We start from the raw sequence: 23,173 nt of genomic DNA on the forward strand, positions 1-23,173 counted from the left end.
CACCTGATCCCATCCCGAACTCAGCAGTGAAACGATGCATCGCCGATGGTAGTGTGGGGTTTCCCCATGTGAGAGTAGGTCATCGTCAAGATTCAAACCCAAAGCCCCTGTCTGCGATGCAGACAGGGGCTTTGTCTTTTCAGGGCCTCAAGGCCTGCGCGATTCCTCGTGTAGGAGCGGCCTTGCGTCGCGATCGGGCGCACAGCGGCCGTAAAACCTGCACCCCGCATCTGCCAGGCAAACCGCGTCGCCTGGATTGCGGCCGCTTCGCGCCCGATCGCGACACAAGGCCGCTCCTACAAGTAACGCGTATCAGCGGTCAGAACTGATAACTTACCGTAGCACTCACATTCCGCTCCTCACCCATGTAGCAGTAGTTCACGCTGGCACACGAGGTGATGTAGCTTTCGTTGGTAAGGTTGTTTGCGTTCAAGCGCACATCCACACCTGTCAGGCCGACCTTGCCCAGGTCATAGCCGATCGATGCGTCGAGCAGGGTGTAGGAGGGCACCTTCATGCTGTTTTCCGCATCTACCCAGCTGTACCCCACATAGCGCACCCCACCCCCCAGCCGCAGGCCATCCAGGGCCCCCTGGTGGAAGTTGTAGTCTGCCCACAGCGAGAATATCTGTTTCGGCGCCTGGGTTGGCGAGTTGCCCTTGTTATCCAGGCTGCCCGACACCAGGCTCGGCATCGATTTGGAATACTCGACATCGGTGAAGGTGTAACCACCCAGCAACTTCAAACTGTCGGTCAGCTGCACATGGGCCTCCAGCTCCAGCCCTTGTGAGCGTACTTCACCGACAGGGCGATAGAAGTCCTCGTTCGGCTGTTTCGACGCCAGGTTTTCCTGCTCGATGCGGAATACCGATGCGGTAAACAGATTGTCGCTGCCCGGCGGCTGATACTTGATACCGGCTTCCCATTGCGTACCCTCGGTAGGGGCCAGCGGGCGTCCGTCCTGATCGGATACAGTATTTGGGTTGAACGACTCCGAGTAGCTCACATACGGCGCAATGCCGTTTTCGAACAGATAGAGCACGCCAGCGCGGGTAGTGAACCTGGAACGCTGATCGCTGACTTTGGTGTCACTGTCGCGGTTCTCTTCGGACACTTTCACCCAATCCTGACGCAGCCCCAGAGAGAATCGCCACTGGTCCAGCTCTACCAGATCCTGCAGGTACAAGCCCGTTTGCTGCAAACGCCGCTGGTAGCGGTTCTCGCCCAGCACCTGAAGGTTGCCATTGCCGTATTGCGGGTTGTCGGCATCCAGCGGATCCACGGAGCCATAACGCCATGCCACGTCGGCTTTACGTCGTTGGTAATCGGCACCCAGCAGCAAGGTGTGCTTGGCGGCCCCGATAAAGAACTCGGCCTGCAGCATGTTATCGATGATGTACGAATGCAGACGCTCATCACCGCCGGTATAGGCGCGGTTGAGGATATTGCTGTCGGCATCTGCCCAGCCGGCGGAGTACACCTGGTCCATCGACACGTCGGAATCCTGATAACGGAAGTTCTGGCGCGCGGTGAATACATCGTTGAAGCGGTGTTCGAACTGGTAGCTGAACGACTGTTGCGTACGCTCGTAGTTGTCGATACCCGGCTCGCCTTCAAAGAAGTGATCTGACAGGCGCAAGCCGTTACGCTGGTGCAGCATGCCGTCTGCAGGGTTGCCGCCGTGGTAGCCGCCGTTGGGGTCATGTTGCAGGTAAGCTTGCAGAGTCAGCGAAGTGTCTTCGCTGAAGTCGATGCTGATGGCCGGCGCAATGGCATAGCGTTCTTCCTTGCTGTGGTCGAACTGTGTGTCGGACGCATCTGCCAGGCCAGTCAGGCGATAGGCAATACGCTTATCATCATCCACAGGCCCGCTGAAGTCGAAACCCATGCCGCGCTGGCCTTGGGTGCCGACCGTGGCTTGGACCTGGTGATAGGCGGTCAATAGCGGCTTCTTGGTCGTCAGTGCCACCAAGCCCCCCGGTGAGCTTCGGCCATATAGCACCGAAGAAGGTCCCTTGAGAATGTCGATGCGCTCGAGGAAGTACGGGTCCACCTGCATGGTGCTGTAGGTGCCGTTGTCGCCCATGGACTTCAGCCCATCGACATAGATGTTGTCCACCGAGCCGTCGTTGAAGCCACGCATGGCCACATAGTCGTAGCGATGGGTCGCACCGTAAGGGTTGGTCAGCACGCCTGGCGTATAGCGCATGGCCTGGGCCACGGTCTGCGAGCCTTGGTCGTCTATCTGCTGGCGGGTCACCACCGAAACCGATTGTGACGTCTCCAACAGCGGCATGCTGGTCTTGGTCGCCACCTGGCTGTGCGTGGCGTTGTAACCCTCTGTGCTACCCAACGCATTACCGAGGGTGAAGCTGCGGATATCGGTGTCTGGCAGTGACAGGGCAGCGTCCTCAGGCTGTGCCTGTAGCACATAACTGCGCCCATCCTGGCTGACGGCCTGCAGCCCGCTGCCATTGAGCAACTGGCGCAATGCTTGTTCGGTGGCATATTGGCCTTGAAGTCCATCGGACTGCAGGCCACCGGTGAGCTGCGGTGTGCTCGACAGGGTGATGCCGGCCTGGCGGGCGAATTGGTTGAGCACGTCATCCAGTTGGCCAGCCGGGATTGCGTAGCGATGGCTGACCTGGGCTGTTTCAGCTGCCATGGCGAGTTGCGGGGCGGCGGTCAGGCCCAAGGCTGTGCCGAACAGCGTAGCCCGGATAGCTCTGCGCAAAAGCGCTGAGTGCAAAACAGGTCGAAAATCATTTACGGGGGAAGGGTGCGTGCACACCGGGTGAGTAGGCATGAGTGGTCCGTTGGAGAGTAGAGGGCAGAGGGTGTCGCTTACTGTCCTAGCCGGACCGAAATTCAAAACCCGCCAAAAAACTGAGCGCCCCTACGCGATACTTTGTAGGAGTGACCACGTTGTCAGGCCAACCCTTCCACCCGCACCCACCAGCGTGTCCGCTGTCGCAAGCGCACAGGCAACGTCTGCGGCAGCAGCTGTAGCAACTGCTCCGGGTCTTCAAGGCGGAACACGCCCGACAGGCGCAAATCGGCGACCTCGTCGCTACAGCCCAGGTACCCGTGACGATAGCGGCTGACCTGCGCAAGAAAGTCGAACAAGCGCATATCCCGGGTAACGATCAGCCCCTCGCTCCAAGCCATGGCGTCCATGTCCACGTGCTCCAGCCGCTGTGCACCCTGCGCATCCAGGCGCCAGTCCTGGCCGGCTTCAATCCACTGCAATAACTCATTGCCAGGTAGGTGGATCGCTACCCTGCCATGGCTGACACTGACACGTGTGCAATCGCTGTCCTGGCGGGCCACAAAGCGCCCGTCAAAGGCTTCCAGCAACGCGTCGCGGGTTTGAACTCGCAAGGGCCGCTGCATGTTCAGCGCCTGGCTGCAGGTAATCATCAGTTCGCCCTGTTTCAGGCGGATCAGGCGTTGCTGGCCGTTGAAGGCCAGGTCCACGGCACTGTGCGTGTTGAGTTGCATCAGCGAGCCGTCGGGCAGCGTGAAGCTGCGTCGCTTACCCGTGCTTGTGGCGTAGTCTGCTGTCCAGCCGCTGAGCGCATCCAGGTCGTTGCCCAGCCATGCCGCTGTCCCGACCATGGCTAGGCCGCCAAGCAGCTTCAGCGCCTGCCGGCGGTGCAGGCGTCGCTGGCTGGTTTCCAGGGTCTGCAAGGCCAGGCCGGCGCCGGGGATGGCGCGCAGGTCGAGGTCCTGATGCATGCGGATCACCCGCTGCCAGGCCTGCTCGTGTTCGGGGTGTGCACCGCGCCATTGCTCGCATTGCTGTTGCAGGGCGGGGTTATGCCCGCTCTCGCGCAGTCTCAGCATCCACTGAATAGCCTGCCTCACCGTCTTTGCGCCAGGTTGTGCGGTGGTCATCGCTTTAGCGCTCGTCTTCGTAGCGCAGCACGTAGCAGTGGTACAAGGCGTCAGCAATGTAACGCTCGACGGTACGCACCGAGATGCCCATTTGCTCGGCAATGGCCTGGTGCTTCAGGCCCTCGCATTGAGCAAGCAGGAAGGCACGCCGTACTTTTGGCTTGAGGCCGTCGAGCATACGGGCTATGCGCTCCAGCAGTTCCAGCAGCAGCTCACGGGTTTCGGCTGAGGGCGCCAGTGCCTCCGGCACATTGGCCAAAGCCTCAAGGTAGGCCCTGTGCAGCTCCTCGCGGCGCCAGTGGTCGATCACCAACCCGCGTGCGACCGTGCGCAGAAAGGCCCGTGGCGTGTTCAGCTGCAGCTGCTCGCGGCGCTGCAGGAGGCGTACGAAGGTGTCTTGGGCGAGGTCAGCGGCATCAGCAGCGTTGCCCAGCTTGCTGCGTAGCCAGGCATGCAACCAGCCGTGGTGGTCACTGTAGAGCGTTTGCACAGAGTCGTTGCTGGGCATGGGGGAGGGCGCTGGCATCAATGGACATTAATGATAATTAGTCTCATTGTTGGTGGCGCCGCAACAATTTGCAACCCACCTGCTCGCAGCTTGCGCAAAACCTGCAGTTAGCTAGCGCCCTGTTTGGCTGTCCAGGTACTTGCGAATTACCCGCGCCCCGCTATTGAGGTGCTGTTCCAGTACCGCTACGGCCTCATCCACCAATTTGTCACTGGCTGCATCCACCAGGGCGTTGTGATCGTCCTGGGTTAGCTTGCCCAGGCCCATGGACGAGAGATGGAAGCGCAGGAAACGCTCTTCCTCGTTCAGCTCGTTCTCGATCAGGCGAAGCAGTTTCTTGTTGGTCGCCTTGCTGTATAGCGTCATGTGGAGCAGGCGGTTCAGGCGGCCGAGTTCACTGTGACGCGTTTCGTTCTCCAATTGCTGGATATAGCCGCGGGCGCTGGCAATGTCGTCGGCCTCCAGCAAAGGGATGGACTGGCGCAGCGCTTCACTCTCAAGCAGCACGCGCAGGGCATAGGTGTCTACCGCATCCTCGCCGATCAGTGGTGCGACCACTGCGCCCTTGTGCATTTCCACTTTCAGCAGTGATTGCGCTTCCAGCTGGCGCAAGGCTTCGCGCACGGGCATGCGGCTGACCCCGAACAAGGTGGCGAGCTCTTGCTGGCGCACGGCAGTGCCAGGTGGCAGGCGGCCATCGAGAATGGCACTGCGCAGGCGTTCTTCAATCACGCCACGGGCCTGGTGCGGCAACAGCTGCTCGCTGGCCAGCACATTGCTCAATTTGATTTTCTCGGCCACGTAACGGCTGCCTTAACAATGACTAAAGTTGGATCCAATGACACTAGTTACTACAAGTGGGGGTGTCAAACCTGCGCCAGTACTGGGACGGGCGCCCCAAAAGCGCGGCTATGGTGGATGAAGTCGCCAGTCAAAGGAAGCAGTCAATAGAAGGATATAAGCAGAAAGTGTAGGTGGGCTGACAGGCGGGCAGATGATTGCAGGGTGCCATTGTCTTTTGCCTTGGCAAGCCCCACCATCGCTGCTTTCGACTGGCCTGAACAGGGCTTCGCAGTGGCGATATCCTGGATGCTCAAAACCCTCATGCGACGTGCCTGCCTTGCCGCCCTGCTGGGCTGCATGCTGCTGGGCGGCTTGCATGCGGATTGGGACTTTTCCCAGATCAGCCGCACGTCGCAGGCCCTGTATGGCCCGCTAGGGGCAGGAAAGGGCCGCATCGATGCCTGGCAGAACCTGATGGCGACGCAGAACCAGGGTAGTGAGCTTGAGCGATTGCAGGTGGTCAACCGCTTCTTCAACCAGCAACTGCGTTATGTCGAGGACATCGATCTGTGGCATGAGGTCGATTACTGGGCCACGCCGGTGCAGGCGCTTATCAAAGGCGCCGGGGACTGCGAGGACTACGCCATTGCCAAGTATTTCAGCTTGCGGCGCATGGGGGTCCCCAGCGAGAAGCTGCGCATTACCTACGTCAAGGCGCTGCGGCAGAACCGGGCGCATATGGTCCTGACCTATTATTCAAGCCCACAGGCGCAACCCTTGGTACTCGATAGCCTGATGGACGCCATCAAGCCGGCAAGCCAGCGGACAGACTTGCTGCCGGTGTACGCCTTCAATGGCGAGGGCTTGTGGCTGACGGGGGCCGCAGGCAACAAGAAGGTCGGCGATACCAAGCGGCTTTCCCGATGGCAGGATTTGCTAAAGAAAATGCAGGCCGAAGGGTTCCCGGCCGAGCCGGTTTACTGAAGGAGCACAGATGTCACTGTTCAAACAATTGCTGTTGGCCATTTGCCTGTTCCTGGTGGTCGCCTTCAGTGGCAGTTTCATGGTCAGCCTGGAAAGCTCGCGCAACCAGTACGTCAACCAGCTGCGTTCGCATGCCCAGGATGCGGCGACCGCGCTGGCGCTGTCGCTGACGCCGAACATCGACGACCCGGCGATGGTCGAGCTGATGGTCAGTTCGATCTTCGACAGTGGTTACTACGCAAGCATCAAGGTCGTCGACCTGGGCTCCAATGCCGTGCTGGTGGAGCGCCACGCCGAGCCGGACCCCGGCGGCGTGCCGAGTTGGTTCGTGCATTTGATCGGCCTGGAGGCTGCGGGTGGCGATGCCATCGTCAGCCGCGGCTGGCAGCAGGCCGCGCGTGTTGAAGTCATCAGCCACCCGATGTTTGCCATCGCCAAGCTCTGGCAAAGCGCGCTAGGCAGCCTGGGTTGGTTGCTGTTGTGTGGTGCGGCCAGTGCCGTGCTTGGCGCCTTGCTGTTGCGCCGCCAGTTGCGGCCGCTGGACTATATGGTCGAGCAGTCCCACGCCATTGCCCGCCGTGAATTCCTCAGCCTGCCAGAGCTGCCTCGCACACCGGAACTGCGCCGGGTGGTGCAGGCGATGAACCAGATGGTCGAGAAGCTCAAGGCGCTGTTCACCGAGCAGGCCGAGCGCAGTGAGCGGCTGCGGGCAGAGTCCTACCAGGACAGCCTGACCGGGCTGTCCAACCGCCGTTATTTTGAAATGCAGCTCAATACCCGGGTAAGTAACCTGGAAGAAGCGCGCCCCGGCTACTTGCTGTTGCTGCGTGTCCAGGGCCTGGCCGGCCTGAACGCCCGCCTTGGCGGCCAGCGTACCGACCAGTTGCTTCAGGCAGTGGGCGAGCAGCTGCGCCGAACCTGTGCCAGCTACCCGGAAACCAAAGACCTGATTTCCCGCAGCCGCGGTGGCGAGTTTGCCGTGCTGGCGCCGGGCATGGTGCATGAAGAGGCAGTACAGCTGGCCCAGGCGCTGGAAGCGACGCTGCTCAGCCTGCATGAAACGGGCGCAAGTGACGTTCGCCCGGTGGCCTGTATCGGCTTGGCACCCTACAGCCCAGGTGACGCACCCCAAGCATTGCTCAAACTGGCAGACGAAGCGCTGGCCCGCGCAGAGAACCAGCCGACACCGGGCTGGGTGTGCCTTGAACAGGGTGTAGCGGCGGTTGCAGCAGACAGCCAGCATGCTTGGCACGAGCGGCTCGACCAGGCGTTCAACAGCGGCCATTTCGAGTTGTTCTTCCAGCCGGTGGTGGATTGCCCCACGGCGCAACGGGTACTGCACCACAAAGTGATTTCACGCTTGCAGGACGGCCCGGGCGAGGCCTTGCCGGCGGGGCGCTTCCTGCCCTGGCTGGAGCGCTTCGGCTGGATGCCACGCCTGGACGTGCTGGTACTCGAGAAAGTGCTGGCACACCTGCGCGGGCATGACCAGGTGCTGGCGCTGAACCTGTCGGCCGCGACGCTGGCCGACCCTAAGGCCCTGCAACGTGTCCTGGAGCTGCTGGGCCAGAATACGGCGCTCGGCCCACGGCTGGTATTCGAGATTGGCGAAGAACAGTTGCCTGAGCAGGCAGCCCTGGAACAACTCACCCGGCGCTTGCACGCACTTGGCTTCGGCCTGGCGCTGCAACGTTTCGGCGGGCGCTTCAGCATGATCGGCAACCTGGCGCACCTGGGCCTGGCGTACCTGAAGATCGACGGTAGCTACATCCGCAATATCGACCATGAACAGCACAAGCGGCTGTTCATCGAGGCGATCCAGCGGGCTGCGCACAGTATCGATTTGCCGTTGATTGCCGAACGGGTCGAGACCGAAGGGGAGCGCCGGGTGCTGCAGGAAATGGGTGTAGGCGGGATTCAGGGGCAGTTGGTAGGTGAGCCTGCGCCCTGGCGCTAAGGCGGCACGCGATCCTTTGTAGGAGCGGCCTTGTGTCGCGATAGGGCCGCACAGCGGCCCCAGGGTTGTCAGCAGCGATGCACAAACTGCTGGGGCCGCTCTGCGGCCCTATCACGACACAAGGCCGCTCCTACAGCGATCGCGTAAGCCGCCAAAGATGACGATCAGCGCTCGCGCAGCGCTTCCGAACGCGCCTTCATGATCGGCTTGAGCAGGTAGCTCATGATGGTCTTCTTGCCCGTCATGATATCCACCGTAGCGACCATCCCCGGAATGATCAGCAGCGGCTTCTCATCGGTACCCAGATGGCTGCGGTCGGTGCGCAGCTTGATCAGGTAATACGTGGTCTTCTTGTCCTCGTCGGTAATGGTGTCGGCGCCGATCTGCTCCAGCTTCGCCTTGAGCCCACCGTAGATGGTGTAGTCATACGCGGTGAACTTGACGGTTGCTTCCTGGCCTGGGTGCAGGAAGGCGATGTCCTTGGGCAGGATCTTCGCTTCGATGACCAGCGTGTCGTCCAGAGGTACCACTTCGATGATGTCGCTACCCGGCTGGATAACCCCGCCAATGGTGTTCACCAGCAGCTGCTTGACGATACCGCGCACCGGCGACGTGACCATGGTGCGGTGCACCCGGTCGTCCAGCGCCTTGCTGGTGGCGGTAGCCTTGTTCAGCTCGGTACGCGCCTCGTTCAGCTGGGTCAGCGCTTCACTGCGGAACTTGCCACGGGTCTCTTCGATCTTGCTCTGCACCTCGCGGATAGCCGCTTCGGCACGCGGGATGGCCAGCGCGGTGGAATCCAGCTGGCCACGGTTTTCCACTTCGGCACGGCGCAGGCGCAGCACTTCGACCTGGGAAATCGCCCCGGTTGCCACCAGCGGCTCAGACATGCCGATTTCCTTGCGCAGCAACTCAAGGCTGTTGGCGTACTGCGAGCGCTTGGAGCTGTATTCGCGCAGTTCCTGCTGGCGCTGTACCAACTGTTGCTGCAGGCCGCCAATCTCGTCCTGCAGTTGCTGGCGCCGGCTCTGGTACAGCGACTCTTCGTTCGCCGCCTGGCTTGGCGCCGCTTTGCGCAGCTCTTCATCGATTTTCAGCGGGGTGTCGCCCACCTCGGCACTCAGGCGCTCGACCCGCAGGGCCATGGCCAGGCGGTCGGCTTCGGTTTCTCCCACGTTGGAGGCGAAGCGGGTTTCGTCCAGGCGCAGCAACGGCTGGCCCACTTCGACGATCTGCCCTTCCTTGGCGAAGATCTCGGCGACAATGCCGCCCTCCAGGTTCTGGATCTTTTGCACCTTGGAAGACGGAATAGCCTTGCCTTCACCCCGTGTAACCTCGTCAATGGGCGCAACGCTGGCCCACACGATCATGAACACAAAGAACAGGATCACACCCCAGATGGTCAGCCGCACCACGCGTGGTGCGTCCTCGATCAGGGCCTTGTTGACCTCTGGCAGCGGCTGGCCGCCGAGCGAGTCGGAGCCTTTGAAATAGCGCCGCAAGCCGTCCTTGAATTGCCCCATATCCAGCTTATGCAACACTGATCTGCCCCTTCTTCAGCGCATCCATGACCGCGGCTTTCGGGCCGTCGGCGACAATCTGCCCGCGATCGATCACGATCAGCCGGTCTACCAGCGTCAGCAGCGAGGCGCGGTGGGTGACCAGCAACACAGTCTTGCCTTCCACCACGGCTTGCAGGCGCTGCTTGAGGCGTTCTTCACCGGTGTTGTCCATGGCGCTGGTTGGCTCGTCCAGCAGCAGAATCTGCGGGTTGAGCAGCAGTGCACGGCCCAGGGCGACATTCTGGCGCTGGCCGCCGGACAGGTTCTGCCCACGCTCACCCACCTGCAGCTCGTAGCCGTCCGGGTGCAACCGGGCGAACTCGTGCACACCCGCCAATTCGGCGGCCTGCAGAATCAGTTCGTCTTCGATGTAGCGCGCGCCGCTGACCAGGTTGTCGCGCAGGGTGCCGGCCAGCAGCTGGATATCTTGCGGCACGTAGCCAATGTTATGGCGCAGCTCGCTGACGTCGATCTGGCGAATGTCCACGCCATCGACCAGCAGCGAGCCACCATCGGCCTCGTACAAGCCGACGATAAGCTTGGCCAGCGAGCTTTTGCCTGAACCACTGCGGCCGATGATGCCGACCTTTTCGCCTGGGCGGATGGTCAGGTTGATGTTCTTCAGCGCCAGGTTCTGCTGGTTCGGGTAGGTGAAGTCGACCCCACGGAACTCGATGCTGCCCTGCAGCACCTTGCGGCTTAGCGGGCGCTCCTCGAAGTTGCGCTCTTGCGGCAGCTCCATCATGTGGTCAGTGGAGACCATGGTTACCTTGGCCTGCTGGTAGCGGGCAAGCAAGCCGTTGAGCGAGGCCAATGGCCCGAGCGCCCGGCCGCTAAGCATGTAGCACGCCACAAGGCCGCCCATGCTGAGGTTGCCGTCGATGATCAGGTATACGCCGACACAAATCATCGCCACGCCAGCCAGCTGCTGGATGAGCAGAGTGATGTTCATCGCCAGGCTCGACAGCACCTTGACGCGCAGTTCCAGGCGGCTGAGGGTGCCGAGGGTCTGCTCCCACATGTACTGGCGTTCGCTTTCAGCGTTGTTGACCTTCACTGCATCCAGGCCGGCTAGGGTCTCGATCAGGCTCGACTGGCGCTCCGAGGCCAGCGCCATGGTCCGCTCCATGGTTGCCATCAGCGGCCGTTGCAGGGCGTAGCCGATGCCCAGGGCCAGCGGGAAGGCGATGACCGGGATCCACACCAGATGGCCACCAATGATGGCGATGACGATCAGTATGAGGATGGTGAATGGCAGGTCGATCAGGCTGGTCAGGGTCAGCGAGGCGAGGAAGTCGCGCAATCCCTGGAACTCGTGAATGTTCTGGGCAAAGCTACCGACCCTTGCGGGCCGGTACTTCATCGACATGCCGACAATACGTTCGAACAACGTTGCCGAGATGATCAGATCGGTCTTCTTGCCGGCCAAGTCCAAGCACAGGCCGCGCAAGCCCTTGAGGATCAGGTCGAAGATGTACGCGCCGGCGATACCGACGGCCAGCACCCACAGCGTCGAGGTGGCCTGGTTGGGCACCACCCGGTCGTACACGTTCATCACGAACAGCGGCGCGGCCAGGGCGATCAGGTTGATCACGAGGCTGGCGGCGATGGCATCGATGTACAGCCATTTGCTGCGCAGCAAGGTGTCGCGGAACCACGACTTCGCCCGGGGGATCAGGTTGCCATGGTTGACGTCGAACTTGTGCTGCGGCTGGGCGAAGAACACCCGGCCACTGTAGTCGCTTTGCAGGGCTTCGCGGCTGACGTGCACTTCGCCGCCGTCGCTCTCGCTAAGCAGCAGGCGGGCGGTATCTTCGTTCTCCCAGCCCAGCAGGACGGCGCTGCGGCCTTCCTTGAGCAGCAGCATGGCCGGCATGGCGATGCTCGGGATCTGCTCAAGCTTGCGCTGCAGCAGGCGCCCTTGCAGGCCGGCGCGGGCGGCGGCGCGGGGCAGCAGTTCGGGGCTCAGACGCTGCGCAGGCAACGGCAGGCCCGTGGTCAGCATCACCCGGCTGGCGGGTTTCTGGTGCAGGACACACAGGCTCAGCAGACTATCCAGCAGGGGATCGTCATGCTGACTGCGTGGATCGTGGCTGAGTTGGACTCGACTGACTTCGGATTCCACGCGGCGCTCTCTTCATCCTTGTGGTGGGTAGGGTAGGTGTGCCGCCGTTCAGGCCGGGCGGCTCACCTTGGCATTCAAAGGTGCTGCCAAGCTGTGCTGATGGGAGCGTTAATGCCCCAATGCTTGAGCAGGTGACCAATGGTCGCCTTGAATCGGTGTTGAGTAAACAATTCTACGTGCTTCATTTTTACCAGACGTACCGTGGCAAGGAGTGTTTCATTTTTGAATCGCCCAGCTTCCTTTTGATACCGCGTCGAGCATAGACCGCCATCCAGCCAAGGGCTCAATGAGGCATTTTCATCCAGCGTAGTCGCTGTCAGTAAACAGGCGCTTTTTAATTGGCGTGTCGCTGTCACTTGTTAGTCAAAATTCATCTATAGAAAGCACATCCCTGAACCGTCTGCGTTGAATAATCACGCGCGGTTTTTCATCATCGGGCTGACAGTATCAGGGCTTGGCGGCGGCATCTATTTGATATGTGACAAATCGCTGCTTGTGGTTCGCCCGTTGATGGGTATCCGTGCTGTTGGGGTGAGGGATGTGACGCTGGTTCATCCTGGGCTCAACGGTCACTACTGGTCGCGTTTCGGCAAGGTTTGTGCTTGATGGACGGGCAGTGGACGGGTCGCCTGAAGGTTGGCGCCAATAACCGTCGTCACACCATCTGGTCGACTGCTTCAGCGCATCATTTTCGGCTGCCGCGGTGTATGAAAAGATACGTCAGCTAAGAAATTAACAGGCGTTCAATGATGTACGACATTTGTCCTCGAGAAACGCTTGGCTAAGGTACAAATATCAATGTGACATTACATTGCCGATTGTTTAGGATGGCCTGTATAAGGTCAATAGTTTGGCAGTCAGGTAATTCCAAACAGTTATAGACGGAATATTGACGTCAAAAAACGTCAAAGATCATCGACATAGTTCCGCCTGAAGTGGCTGGCAAGCGCCGCTCTGGCAGGGAAGTACCCATCGGGTCACACGGAGAGTCCAATGAGCAGCGTTGTAGCCATCGTCAAAAGCATTGTCGGCCAGGTTATTGCGGTATCCCCAGAGGGCATCCGTCGTGTACTCATTGAAGGGGACCGACTGCTAGCGGGTGAGGAAGTCCTTACCGGCCCTGGCGGCGCAGTGACGCTGGAGCTGGCTGATGGCCGTCTGCTCGACCTCGGGCGTGACAGCCAGTGGAGCGCCGATGCCCCTGACAGCAGCACCGATCTGAGCCAGGCGACTGCCCAGGCTGCGCCTTCGGTGGAAGAGCTGCAACAGGCGATCGCCGCGGGTGTCGACCCTACTACCGAGCTGGAAGCAACTGCTGCCGGCCCGTCCGCTGCAGGCGGTGGTGGCGCGCTGGGCGGTGGCCACAGCTTTGTGATGCTCGAAGAAACTGCGGGGCGAGTAGACCCGACCGTTGGCTTCCCGACTGACGGCTTGGGCTTTGCTGCCGTTCTCGATAGCGAAGAAGTGGGCTTGCTGGACACCAATGGCAATAACCTGGTGACCCCGCCGACCACGGACACCAACGTTGCTACCGACCTGACTCTTGGCGCTACCCCTTCCATCAGCGAAGCGGGTGGCGTAATCGTTTATACCGCTACGGTTGGCCAGGCACCGAGTACCAACTTGGTAATCACCCTGTCCAATGGTGCGGTGATCACCATTCCGGCCGGGCAGACCACCGGTAGCGTCAATGTCGTGGTGCCGCCGAACGACACCCCTTATATCGACGGTGGCCAAATTTCGGCGACCGTCACAGGTAGCACCGGCGGTGGCGGCCTGACGGTGACATTGCCGCAGACGCCGGCGGTTACCCAGGTGACCGATACCATCGATGTCACCACCGCGACCCTGACGGCTTCGCCGAGCGTCACCGAAGGTGGCGTGATCACCTACACCGTGACCCTGAGCAACCCAGCCCAGACGCCGGTGACCGTGACCCTGTCTAACGGCCAGACCATCACCGTTGAGGCAGGCAAGACTCAGGGCAGTGTTGACTTCCAGACCCCGGCGAACGACGTCTACAACAATGGCTCGACCGTCAGTGTCACCATCGAAAACGCCACCGGCGGTAACTTCGAACAGCTGACCCCGAACCCGACGCCTGCGCAAACCACGATCAACGACTCGGTCGACAACACCACCGCGACCCTGACGGCTTCGCCAAGCGTCACCGAAGGTGGCGTGATCACCTACACCGTGACCCTGAGCAACCCAGCCCAGACTCCGGTGACCGTGACCCTGTCCAACGGCCAGACCATCACCGTTGAAGCGGGCAAGACCCAGGGTAGTGTCGACTTCCAGACCCCGGCGAACGACGTCTACAACAACGGTTCGACCGTCAGTGTCACCATCGAAAACGCCACTGGCGGTAACTTCGAGCAACTGACCCCGAACCCGACGCCTGCTCAGACCACGATCAACGACTCGGTCGACAACACCACCGCGACTCTGACGGCGAGCCCTTCGGTCACCGAGGGTGGCGTGATCACCTACACCGTGACCCTGAGCAACCCGGCCCAGACCCCGGTGACCGTGACCCTGTCCAACGGCCAGACCATCACCGTTGAAGCAGGCAAGACCCAGGGTAGTGTCGACTTCCAGACCCCGGCGAACGACGTCTACAACAATGGCTCGACCGTCAGCGTCACCATCGAAAACGCCACTGGCGGTAACTTCGAGCAGCTGACCCCGAACCCGACGCCTGCTCAGACCACGATCAATGACTCGGTCGACAACACCACCGCGACCCTGACGGCTTCGCCGAGCGTCACCGAGGGTGGCGTGATCACCTACACCGTGACCCTGAGCAACCCGGCCCAGACCCCGGTGACCGTGACGCTGTCGAATGGCCAGACCATCACCGTTGAAGCAGGCAAGACCCAGGGTAGTGTCGACTTCCAGACCCCGGCGAACGACGTCTACAACAACGGTTCGACCGTCAGCGTCACCATCGAAAACGCCAGCGGTGGCAACTTCGAACAGCTGACCCCGAACCCGACGCCTGCGCAAACCACGATCAACGACTCGGTCGACAACACCACCGCGACCCTGACCGCTTCGCCAAGCGTCACCGAAGGTGGCGTGATCACCTACACTGTGACCCTGAGCAACCCAGCCCAGACTCCGGTGACCGTGACCCTGTCCAACGGCCAGACCATCACCGTTGAAGCGGGCAAGACCCAGGGTAGCGTTGACTTCCAGACCCCGGCGAACGACGTCTACAACAACGGTTCGACCGTCAGTGTCACCATCGAAAACGCCACCGGCGGCAACTTCGAGCAGCTGACCCCGAACCCGACGCCTGCTCAGACCACGATCAACGACTCGGTCGACAACACCACCGCGACTCTGACGGCGAGCCCATCGGTCACCGAGGGTGGCGTGATCACCTACACCGTGACCCTGAGCAACCCAGCCCAGACTCCGGTGACCGTGACGCTGTCGAATGGCCAGACCATCACCGTTGAAGCAGGCAAGACTCAGGGCAGCGTTGACTTCCAGACCCCGGCGAACGACGTCTACAACAATGGCTCGACCGTCAGCGTCATCATCGAAAACGCCACTGGCGGTAACTTCGAACAGCTGACCCCGAACCCGACGCCTGCTCAGACCACGATCAACGACTCGGTCGACAACACCACCGCGACCCTGACAGCTTCGCCGAGCGTCACCGAAGGTGGCGTGATCACCTACACCGTGACCCTGAGCAACCCGGCCCAGACTCCGGTGACCGTGACCCTGTCCAACGGCCAGACCATCACCGTTGAAGCAGGCAAGACCCAGGGCAGCGTCGACTTCCAGACCCCGGCGAACGACGTCTACAACAATGGCTCGACCGTCAGCGTCACCATCGAAAACGCCACTGGCGGTAACTTCGAGCAGCTGACCCCGAACCCGACGCCTGCTCAGACCACGATCAATGACTCGGTCGACAACACCACCGCGACCCTGACGGCTTCGCCGAGCGTCACCGAGGGTGGCGTGATCACCTACACCGTGACCCTGAGCAACCCGGCCCAGACCCCGGTGACCGTGACCCTGTCCAACGGCCAGACCATCACCGTTGAAGCAGGCAAGACCCAGGGCAGCGTTGACTTCCAGACCCCGGCGAACGACGTCTACAACAACGGCTCGACCGTCAGCGTCACCATCGAAAACGCCAGCGGTGGCAACTTCGAGCAGCTGACCCCGAACCCGACGCCTGCTCAGACCACGATCAACGACTCGGTCGACAACACCACCGCGACCCTGACGGCTTCGCCAAGCGTCACCGAAGGTGGCGTGATCACCTACACCGTGACCCTGAGCAACCCGGCCCAGACTCCGGTGACCGTGACGCTGTCGAATGGCCAGACCATCACCGTTGAAGCAGGCAAGACCCAGGGCAGCGTTGACTTCCAGACCCCGGCGAACGACGTCTACAACAATGGCTCGACCGTCAACGTCACCATCGAGAAAGCCACCGGTGGCAACTTCGAACAGCTGACGCCTGACCCAACACCTGCATCGACTGTCATCCATGACAGTATCGACCCGGTGACCGTGAGCATCGTCAGCAACGGCAATGTGACCGAAGACCAGCAGCCATCCTTCACTGTGAAGGTCAGCCAGGCGCTGGACCGGCCATTGACGGTGACCCTGTCCAACGGCGACAAGGTGATCATCGAGGCCGGCAAAACCGAAGTCGAGTACAAAGCAGCGGCCCAGGGTGATGACGTCATCAAGGATGCTGGCTCGCTCACCCTCGGCGTTACTGATGCAACTGTCCCAGGCGCTACTTTCGAGAGCCTGGAGTTCGGTGGCCCGGCTACCGTTGAAATCTCTGACACGATCAGTGAGGTTGTCGCCACGCTGACTGCCACACCTTCGGTCACCGAAGGCGGCGAGATCACCTACACCATTACGCTGACCAACAAAGATGGTCTGCCGATCGATAACCATGCCGAGCTGTACTTCAAGCTGACCGACGGCACCACCGTTGTAGTTGCAGCCAACAGCACCACGGGTTCAGCCACGGTTATTGCACCGGACAACGTTTACGTTGGCGCTAACGCACCAGTGGTCAATGCCATCGAGGCGGTCAGCGGTTCGGATGCTTGGAAGTTCGAACAACTGACCTTGGACAAGACCGAGGTCAAAACCCAGGTGACCGACGAGCCAGGTACCCCTGGCAATCCGAACCCGGGTGGTGGTAATGAAGGCGACATCGTCAAGGTCACCATCACTGCCGACCAGGTGTCGGTGGCCGAGAACGTCAAACCGACGTTCACTGTGCATATCAATACCGTACTGGCCAACGACCTGGTCGTGACATTGAGCAACAACGCTCAGGTCACCATCAAGGCCGGCCAGACCAGCGTGCAATACACGCATGATGAGCAAGGTGACGACGTCTACAAAGACGCCGGTGAAATCAGCTTGGGCATCAAGTCGGCGGCAGACGCCACCGGTGCGGCATTCGAGAACCTGCAATACGGCGGTGACACTTCGGTCAAAGTGACCGACACCATCGACGAAGTCGTAGCCAAGCTGACTGCTACCCCTTCGGTCACCGAAGGCGGCGAGATCACCTACACCATCACGCTGACCAACAAAGATGGTCTGCCGATCAACAACCATGCAGAGCTGTACTTCAAGCTGACCGACGGCACCACGGTTGTCGTGGCGGCCAACAGCACTACCGGTTCGGCTACGGCCGTCGCACCGGACAACGTCTACGTTGGCGCTAACCAGCCGGTAGTGAACGCTATCGACTCGGTCAGCGGCGCAGACGCGTGGAAGTTTGAAAACCTCAACCTGGACAAGACTGAGGTCAAAACCCAGGTCACCGACGAGCCAGGCACCCCGGGCAACGAAGGTGACATCGTCAAGGTCACCATCACGGCCGACCAGACTTCGGTTGCCGAAAACGTCAAACCGACGTTCACCGTGCACATCAACCAGCCGCTGGCGCATGATCTGGTCGTGACCCTGAGCAACAATGCTCAGGTCACCATCAAGGCGGGTGAAACCAGCGCACCTTACGAGCACGCAGCACAGGGCGACGACGTCTACAAAGACGCCGGCGAGATCACCGTGGGCATCAAGTCCGCAGTCGACGCTACCGGTGCAGCCTTCGAGAACCTGCAACTGGGCGGCGACGCTTCGGTTCAGGTCTCCGACACCATCGACGAAGTGGTCGCCAAGCTGACTGCTACGCCTTCGGTAACCGAAGGTGGCGAGATTACTTATACGATCACGCTGACCAATAAAGATGGTCTGCCGATCAACAACCACGCAGAGCTGTACTTCAAGCTGACCGATGGCACCACGGTTGTCGTGGCGGCCAACAGCACCACTGGCTCGGCTACGGCCATTGCGCCGGACAACGTCTATGTTGGCGCTAACCAGCCGGTCGTGAACGCTATCGACTCGGTCAGTGGCGCAGACGCATGGAAGTTTGAAAACCTCAACCTTGACAAGACTGAGGTCAAAACCCAGGTCACCGACGAACCAGGCACCCCGGGCAACGAAGGCGACCTGGTCAAGGTCACCATCACCGCCGACCAGATTTCGGTAGCCGAAAACGTCAAACCGACGTTCACCGTGCACATCAACCAGCCGCTGGCGCATGATCTGGTCGTGACCCTGAGCAACAATGCTCAGGTCACCATCAAGGCTGGCGAGACCAGCGCGCCGTACGAGCATGCGGCTCAAGGCGACGACGTCTACAAAGACGCCGGTGAGATCACCGTGGGCATCAAGTCGGCGGTCGACGCTACCGGTGCAGCCTTCGAGAATCTGCAGCTGGGTAGCGACGCTTCGGTCCAGGTCACCGACACCATTGATGAAGTGGTCGCCAAGCTGACTGCTACGCCTTCGGTCACCGAAGGTGGCGAGATTACTTACACGATTACGCTGACCAACAAAGACGGTCTGCCGATCAACAACCACGCGGAGCTGTACTTCAAGCTGACCGACGGCACCAACGTCGTGATTGCAGCCAACAGCACCAGCGGTTCGGCCACTGTTATTGCGCCGGACAACGTCTACGTTGGCGCTAATCAACCGGTGGTCAATGCCATCGACTCGGTCAGTGGCGCTGATGCTTGGAAGTTTGAAAACCTCAACCTGGACAAGACTGAGGTCAAAACCCAGGTCACCGACGAACCAGGCACCCCGGGCAACGAAGGCGACCTGGTCAAGGTCACCATCACGGCCGACCAGACTTCGGTAGCCGAAAACGTCAAACCGACCTTCACCGTGCACATCAACCAGCCGCTGGCGCATGATCTGGTCGTGACCCTGAGCAACAATGCTCAGGTCACCATCAAGGCTGGCGAGACCAGCGCGCCGTACGAGCATGCGGCTCAAGGCGACGACGTCTACAAAGACGCCGGTGAGATCACCGTGGGCATCAAGTCGGCGGTCGACGCTACCGGTGCAGCCTTCGAGAATCTGCAGCTGGGTAGCGACGCTTCGGTCCAGGTCACCGACACCATTGATGAAGTGGTCGCCAAGCTGACTGCTACGCCTTCGGTCACCGAAGGTGGCGAGATTACTTACACGATTACGCTGACCAACAAAGACGGTCTGCCGATCAACAACCACGCGGAGCTGTACTTCAAGCTGACCGACGGCACCAACGTCGTGATTGCAGCCAACAGCACCAGCGGTTCGGCCACTGTTATTGCGCCGGACAACGTCTACGTTGGCGCTAATCAACCGGTGGTCAATGCCATCGACTCGGTCAGTGGCGCTGATGCTTGGAAGTTTGAAAACCTCAACCTGGACAAGACCGAGGTCAAAACCCAGGTCACCGACGAGCCAGGTACCCCGGGCAACGAAGGCGATATCGTCAAGGTCACCATCACGGCCGACCAGGTTTCGGTGGCCGAGAACGTCAAACCGACGTTCACCGTGCACATCAACACGGTGCTGGCGCATGACCTGACCGTGACCCTGAGCAACAACGCGGTCGTGACCATCAAGGCCGGCCAGACTTCGAGCGAGCCGTATACCCACGACGCGCAAGGTGACGACGTTTACCAGGATGCCGGCGAAATCAGCCTGGGCATCAAATCGGCTGTGGATGTTACGGGCGCCGCCTTCGAGAACCTGCAGCTGGGAGATCCGGCTTCGGTCAAAGTAACCGACACCATCGACGAAGTCGTAGCGAAACTGACTGCCACCCCTTCGGTGACCGAAGGTGATGAGATCACCTACACCATCACGCTGACCAACAAAGACGGTCTGCCGATCAACAACCACGCGGAGCTGTACTTCAAGCTGGCCGACGGCACCAACGTCGTGGTTGCAGCCAACAGCACCACCGGTTCGGCCACTGTTATTGCGCCGGATAACGTCTATGTTGGCGCTAACCAGCCGGTGATCAACGCCATCGACTCGGTTAGCGGTTCGGATGCGTGGAAGTTCGAACAACTGACCCTCGACAAGACCGAAGTCAAAACCCAGGTCACTGATGAGCCAGGCACCCCTGGCAATCCGAACCCGGGTGGCGGCAACGAAGGCGATATCGTCAAGGTCACCATCACGGCCGACCAGGTTTCGGTGGCTGAGAACGTCAAGCCGACCTTCACTGTGCACATCAATACAGTGCTGGCGCATGACCTGACCGTAACCCTGAGCAACAACGCGGTTGTGATTATCAAGGCCGGTCAGCTCTCGAGCGAGCCTTATGTTCACGACGCGCAAGGTGACGACGTTTACCAAGATGCCGGCGAAATCAGCCTGGGCATCAAGTCGGCGGTGGATGTAACGGGGGCGACGTTCGAGAACCTGCAGCTGGGCGACCCTGCTTCGGTCAAAGTGACCGACACCATCGATGAAGTTGTCGCGAAACTGACCGCGACGCCTTCGGTGACCGAAGGTGGCGAGATCACCTACACCATCACGCTGACCAACAAAGACGGTCTGCCGATCAACAACCACTCGGAGCTGTACTTCAAACTCACCGACGGCACCACGGTTGTCGTGGCGGCGAACAGCACTACTGGTTCGGCCACGGCAACTGCTCCTGACGACATTTATGTAGGCGCTAAGCCAGTAGTTAATGCGATTGAGGCGGTCAGCGGTGCAGACGAGTGGAAGTTTGAGCAGCTGACGCTGGACAAGACAGAGGTCACGACCACTGTCACCGACAACCCAGCCACCCCAGACGTGACGACTTTGAGCCTCACCGCCACGGATACCGTGGCCGAAGGCGGCAAGATCACCTACACCGCGACCTTGACCAACAAGGCCGGTACCGATCTGGTGATCAAGCTGAGCAATGGCGAGACCATCACCATCGCGGCCGGCTCGAAAGAAGCCTCGATCACCGTCGACGCGCCGAGCGACGATGTGTACATCGATGCTGAAAATCTGAGCGTGAAGGTGGACAGCACCACGGGTGGTGACTTCGAGAAGCTGGAAGTCAGCAGCACTGCTGCCGTGACCAAAGTCACCGATACCATCGACACCACCACCGTCACCCTGACCGCGACTTCGACAGTTGCTGAAGGTGGGGTCGTTACTTACACCGCTTCGGTGAACCACAAGGTCACCGGTTCGGACCTGGTCGTGAAACTGGCCAACGGCCAGTCCATCACCATCCCAGTGGGTGAATCGTCTGCTTCGGTGCCGTTCACTGCCCCGAACAACGTCCACAACACTAACCTGGACCTGAGCAACAAGATCACCGATATCTCGGGCGGTAACTACGAGAAGACCGTGGCGGTTGGCGAGCCAGTGACTACCGTCACCGACAACCCAGCAACGCCAGACGTGACGACCTTGAGCCTCACCGCCACCGATACCGTGGCCGAAGGCGGCAAGATCACCTACACCGCCACCTTGACCAACAAGGCTGGCACCGACCTGGTGGTCAAGCTGAGCAACGGTGAAACCATCACCATCGCAGCCGGTTCGAAAGAAGCCTCGATCACTGTCGACGCGCCAAGCGACGACGTGTACATCGATGCTGAAAACCTGAGCGTGAAGGTGGAAGACACCACCGGTGGCGACTTCGAGAAGCTGGAAGTCAGCAGCACTGCCGCTGTGACCAAGGTGACCGACACCATCGACACCACCACCGTCACCCTGACCGCGACTTCGACAGTTGCTGAAGGTGGGGTCGTTACTTACACCGCTTCGGTGAACCACAAGGTCACCGGTTCGGACCTGGTCGTGAAACTGGCCAACGGCCAGACCATCACCATCCCAGTGGGTGAGTCGTCTGCTTCGGTGCCGTTCACTGCCCCGAACAACGTCCACAACACCAACCTGGACCTGAGCAACAAGATCACCGATATCTCGGGCGGTAACTACGAGAAGACCGTGGCGGTTGGCGAGCCAGTGACCACGGTTACTGACAACCCGGCGACCCCGGATATCACCACGCTCACCCTGACTGCCACCGACACCGTGGCCGAAGGCGGCAAGATCACCTACACCGCCACCTTGACCAACAAGGCTGGCACCGACCTGGTGATCAAGCTGAGCAATGGCGAGACCATCACCATCGCGGCCGGCTCGAAAGAAGCCTCGATCACTGTCGACGCGCCAAGCGACGACGTGTACATCGATGCTGAAAACCTGAGCGTGAAGGTGGAAGACACCACCGGTGGCGACTTCGAGAAGCTGAATGTCAGCAGCACTGCCGCCGTGACCAAAGTCACCGATACCATCGACACCACCACCGTGACCTTGACTGCCACGCAAAGCGTGGTCGAGGGCGGCGTGGTTACTTACACCGCTTCGGTCAACCACAAAGTCACAGGTTCGGACCTGGTGATCAAGCTGGCCAACGGCCAGACCATCACCATCCCAGTGGGCGAATCGTCTGCTTCGGTGCCGTTCACTGCCCCGAACAACGTCCACAACACCAACCTGGACCTGAGCAACAAGATCACCGATATCTCGGGCGGTAACTACGAGAAGACCGTGGCCGTCGGCGAGCCAGTGACTACCGTCACTGACAACCCGGCGTCCCCGGATATCACCACGCTCACCCTGACCGCCACGGACACCGTGGCCGAAGGCGGCAAGATCACCTACACCGCCACCTTGACCAACAAGGCCGGCACCGACCTGGTGATCAAGCTGAGCAATGGTGAAACCATCACCATCGCAGCGGGTTCGAAAGAAGCCTCGATCACCGTCGACGCGCCAAGCGACGACGTGTACATCGATGCTGAAAATCTGAGCGTGAAGGTGGAAGACACCACCGGTGGTGACTTCGAGAAGCTGGAAGTCAGCAGCACTGCTGCCGTGACCAAAGTCACCGATACCATCGACACCACCACCGTGACCTTGACTGCCACGCAAAGCGTGGTCGAGGGCGGCGTGGTTACTTACACCGCCTCGGTCAACCACAA

Annotated in this window: 9 protein-coding genes and 1 rRNA gene; 4 read left to right on the forward strand and 6 right to left on the reverse strand. The window is 60.5% G+C overall.

Going from position 1 to position 23,173, the window contains the following annotated elements; translation table 11 throughout:
- Positions 1 to 91, forward strand: a 5S ribosomal RNA gene (gene rrf, locus ACIP02_RS27115); the annotation flags it as partial.
- A gap of 228 nt (positions 92 to 319) precedes the next feature.
- Here rrf and ACIP02_RS27120 read toward each other — a convergent pair.
- From ACIP02_RS27120 to ACIP02_RS27135, 4 genes are all read right to left on the reverse strand, one after another.
- Positions 320 to 2,734 (reverse strand): TonB-dependent siderophore receptor, encoded by a 2,415-nt coding sequence (locus ACIP02_RS27120; protein ID WP_400622865.1) that lies wholly within the window; start codon positions 2,732 to 2,734, stop codon positions 320 to 322.
- A 194-nt stretch (positions 2,735 to 2,928) separates the two neighbouring features.
- The gene (locus tag ACIP02_RS27125) at positions 2,929 to 3,897 is read right to left on the reverse strand and encodes a FecR domain-containing protein (protein WP_400622867.1); all 969 of its coding nucleotides are present in this window, start codon (positions 3,895 to 3,897) and stop codon (positions 2,929 to 2,931) included.
- Between the two features lie 4 nt (positions 3,898 to 3,901).
- On the reverse strand, positions 3,902 to 4,405 hold the full coding sequence (locus ACIP02_RS27130; RefSeq protein ID WP_400622869.1) for a sigma-70 family RNA polymerase sigma factor: 504 nt from the start codon (positions 4,403 to 4,405) through the stop codon (positions 3,902 to 3,904).
- Between the two features lie 111 nt (positions 4,406 to 4,516).
- Positions 4,517 to 5,206, reverse strand: coding sequence for a GntR family transcriptional regulator (locus ACIP02_RS27135; protein ID WP_400622871.1), 690 nt, complete (start codon positions 5,204 to 5,206; stop codon positions 4,517 to 4,519).
- Between the two features lie 204 nt (positions 5,207 to 5,410).
- Between ACIP02_RS27135 and lapG the strand changes: the two genes are divergently transcribed.
- The gene (gene lapG, locus ACIP02_RS27140; RefSeq protein ID WP_400622873.1) at positions 5,411 to 6,172 is read left to right on the forward strand and encodes a cysteine protease LapG; all 762 of its coding nucleotides are present in this window, start codon (positions 5,411 to 5,413) and stop codon (positions 6,170 to 6,172) included.
- Positions 6,173 to 6,182: 10 nt separating this feature from the next.
- On the forward strand, positions 6,183 to 8,129 hold the full coding sequence (lapD, locus tag ACIP02_RS27145) for a cyclic di-GMP receptor LapD (RefSeq protein WP_400622874.1): 1,947 nt from the start codon (positions 6,183 to 6,185) through the stop codon (positions 8,127 to 8,129).
- A gap of 164 nt (positions 8,130 to 8,293) precedes the next feature.
- On the opposite strand, the gene ACIP02_RS27150 is transcribed toward lapD, so the two are convergent.
- Positions 8,294 to 9,652 (reverse strand): HlyD family type I secretion periplasmic adaptor subunit, encoded by a 1,359-nt coding sequence (locus tag ACIP02_RS27150; protein ID WP_400622880.1) that lies wholly within the window; start codon positions 9,650 to 9,652, stop codon positions 8,294 to 8,296.
- 7 nt (positions 9,653 to 9,659) lie between these two features.
- On the reverse strand, positions 9,660 to 11,816 hold the full coding sequence (locus ACIP02_RS27155) for a type I secretion system permease/ATPase (protein ID WP_400622876.1): 2,157 nt from the start codon (positions 11,814 to 11,816) through the stop codon (positions 9,660 to 9,662).
- A 993-nt stretch (positions 11,817 to 12,809) separates the two neighbouring features.
- Between ACIP02_RS27155 and ACIP02_RS27160 the strand changes: the two genes are divergently transcribed.
- Positions 12,810 to 23,173 (forward strand): retention module-containing protein (locus ACIP02_RS27160; protein WP_400622878.1); only part of this gene is annotated, 10,364 nt, incomplete at its 3' end.

Source organism: Pseudomonas sp. NPDC089408, from assembly GCF_044749445.1.
Taxonomy (GTDB): domain Bacteria; phylum Pseudomonadota; class Gammaproteobacteria; order Pseudomonadales; family Pseudomonadaceae; genus Aquipseudomonas.